The following is a 2,864-nucleotide window of genomic DNA, read 5'->3' on the forward strand; positions in this document are numbered from 1 at the left end:
CGATGTCTACTGGAGGTGCAGCGATGAAGGCGATTACGAAGCAGGCGGTGGCGGCTAGCAGGGTGGGGATCATTAATACGCCGAACCAACCGATATATAAACGGTTGTTGGTGCTGGTGATCCATTCACAGAATCGATCCCATACGTTGGCGCTTGAGCGCTGTTGTAAGGTTGCTGTCATGGTTTTATAAGTGCGGTTAGTTGTTTTATAATCAGGCTGGTTTGTCTTTGCCTGTGATACTACTTTACAATGCTTTACAAAATTTAATCAAGTTTTATTACTTCAGTAAAGCTGATATAACCTATTAGCTTTACTTATTTAAAGGTAAGCACCGAGGTTAGGATACGCCTAAGCTCTCTTTTGTATGACATCACAATATATAGCAAGGGACTGGGGACTGGGTGAAAAGTCTTTTTGTGTCTAAGTTTTATCATCTGTTGATGTCCTAATCACCAAGGCTTTTGCTATATGTAGAAATTCTGATTCTATTGCTTACTAATCTGGGAATAATAACTTTGTAGATTACCGCTATTCCAAAAAAATTAACCCTCGGCTTACCACTGGGGGCTTTTTTTGTTTGGCAAAATGGCATATCTCTAAATTAGACGGTTGTTATGGTATTTAAGTAGGATACATTCCATGCGAAAGTACTGACTTGCATTACCCCTGGTAGTTAGCCAGGGGTTTTTATTGATTTTCACTTTAGTAATTGTGGAACTCTAAAAAAATTATTATTCACAAGTATCTTTCTTTAACTCAAAAACTAATGAAGTCATAAAATTATTTAAATGATTGCACTTATACACTCAAGGAATTATGAGTTATTCAAGACTATTTGGAAAGAAAGCAGCAGGTGAAATATGAAAAAATACTGCCAGTTCTTCAATGTGTCTGGTTGTTAATTTACGCCGCTTTTTCAATATAGCCGATACAATAGACTCTGTTTTGAAAATGGGTACTAAATCTTTTTGAAGTAGCCCATTTTCTTCTATTAAAACCTGAAGTAAGTCTACTCCATAAATATCAGGCACGGGCTGCTGCGTTTGTTCATACTCGTAAACTAGAGTGCCTAAAAGATTAAGATAATCTTCTTCATCTGATGTTAGCGGGGCGCTGTCTATTAAAGAATCGATAATTTTTTGAGTAGCAAATAACTCTTCCTCAGTCTTGATAGGACGAGGAGGGAATGCTTGCAGTAGCTCAATGTAGGTAGGGCGTTTATTTAAACCAAGGGTCATTTTTCCATTTGTCGGTATCGTACTCTGTATGGGTTATTATGTTACGAATAAATATTTTTTTTGTTTGATAGTCAATATAAGTAATAAGGCGATACTTGTTTCCTTGAATATTAAAAACTGTAAGTTCACCTACTGGATCGGCAGAGTTAAAAGCTTGGCGAACTTCAAGTATATTCTGCCACTTGGCTGATTTTGCAGCTTTGTACCAACCACGTAAACTAGACTCAGCATCGGGATACTTTTGATAAAAAAGTTTCAGTGCTGTAGTAGAAATGATGTGCATAATAAATGAATTTTCTTAGCGTAAAGCTCATAAACGTGTCTTTGCCTTGGTACAAACTGGTTATTTCCAAGTTAGCAATTTGCTAAGTTGGTGTCAAGAGCTTAACGATTAGGGTTTCTCGCTTTACCCCCAATCGCGGTAGACTTTCGGTAAAAGATACTTGTTACCAGGTTTAGCAAGTGCAATGGCATACCCGCCCACCGTAGGCGATCGCACTTTTAAGCTAATGACCATTTAAGTAGCATAAAAGCAGGGCTAGAGCCGCTTACTACAAGCGAATCAACCAGGAAAAATGAATAACGATTAGCTTACCATTCAAAGCAATGTATGAATACTGATTCTAGAATTTCCTGCATTTCGTTTATTAATAAGGTATGGCGATTTTAATTCACTAGGGAAGTGTCAATATAGGTTTATATCGAAGTCAAAAAATCAAGTACAACCAATTAACAATGACAGAAGCTAAAAACGTAATCGGTGGAAACCTAGAAGTCTGCTGCACTTCTCCCATAACTGGGTTTTACCGCGACGGTTTTTGTCGCACAGGTGGTCAGGATTTCGGGTCGCATGTCGTATGTGCTGAAGTGACATCAGAATTCTTGGAGTTCACCAAATCCCACGGGAACGATCTAAGCACACCTGTTGCTGATTTTAATTTTCCTGGACTGAAGCCTGGCGATCGCTGGTGTTTATGTGCTTCTCGCTGGCAAGAAGCTCTCAATGCTGGCGTTGCTCCACCCGTCATCCTCTCTGCAACCCATGCTAGAGCTTTGGAAATGGTTTCCCTAGACGAATTGAAAAAACATGCCTTAACTTCGTCTTGATTTGAAATTGGGCATTGAGCATTGGGCATTGGTCAATAATTAATAGTTATTCTTCCCCTACTCCCCCTGCTCCCTCATCTCCCCCCACTCCCCATTCCCCAATTCCAAATCAACCCACTGGAACTTCCACAGGTAGCTTTAATACATCGACAACCATAGTAATCAATTTGGTGGGGTCTATTGGCTTAGATAAATGCTGCTGAAACCCTGCTCTTAGGGCTTCTAGGCGGTCTTCCTCTCGCGTGTAGGCTGTTAAAGCGATCGCTGGGATACGTCCGCCTTTTTCTGGTTCTAAAGAGCGCAGTTTCCGAATCAGCGTATAACCATCTTGCTCTGACATGCCGATGTCGCTAATCAAGATATCTGGTTTTGCTTGTTCAAGTACTGCCAACGCTTCATCAACTGATGCTACCGCAGTGGCAAACGCCCCATATTCCTCAAACATAAAACTGAGAAAGTTACGGGTATCTGCTTCATCATCTACAACTAAAACTCTTAATCCAGCAAGGGGGGTCGAT

At 40.2% G+C, this 2,864-nt stretch carries 4 protein-coding genes and 1 pseudogene; 1 reads left to right on the top strand and 4 read right to left on the bottom strand.

Annotation, left to right across the window (positions count from 1 at the left end):
* The 3 genes and pseudogenes from LC574_RS34070 to LC574_RS34080 form a co-directional block, all read right to left on the bottom strand.
* Nucleotides 1-181: pseudogene (locus LC574_RS34070) on the bottom strand (photosystem II q(b) protein); the annotation flags it as partial.
* 641 nt (nt 182-822) lie between these two features.
* Entirely contained in the window at nt 823-1,239 is a 417-nt protein-coding gene (locus tag LC574_RS34075) for a type II toxin-antitoxin system HigA family antitoxin (RefSeq protein ID WP_229458026.1), read from the bottom strand.
* Complete coding sequence (locus tag LC574_RS34080) at nt 1,220-1,522, bottom strand: type II toxin-antitoxin system HigB family toxin (RefSeq protein ID WP_229458028.1); 303 nt, start codon at nt 1,520-1,522, stop codon at nt 1,220-1,222. Before LC574_RS34080 ends, LC574_RS34075 begins: the two co-directional genes overlap by 20 nt.
* A gap of 452 nt (nt 1,523-1,974) precedes the next feature.
* Here LC574_RS34080 and LC574_RS34085 point away from each other — a divergent pair, with 452 nt between their 5' ends.
* Nucleotides 1,975-2,346, top strand: a complete 372-nt coding sequence (locus tag LC574_RS34085) for a DUF2237 family protein (protein WP_229458030.1) — start codon at nt 1,975-1,977, stop codon at nt 2,344-2,346.
* Between the two features lie 109 nt (nt 2,347-2,455).
* On the opposite strand, the gene LC574_RS34090 is transcribed toward LC574_RS34085, so the two are convergent.
* Nucleotides 2,456-2,864, bottom strand: a 409-nt coding sequence (locus LC574_RS34090) for a response regulator (RefSeq protein WP_229458032.1), incomplete at its 5' end; no start/stop codon positions are given.

The sequence above is a fragment of the Nostoc sp. CHAB 5715 genome, from assembly GCF_020829685.1.
Lineage (GTDB): Bacteria > Cyanobacteriota > Cyanobacteriia > Cyanobacteriales > Nostocaceae > Nostoc.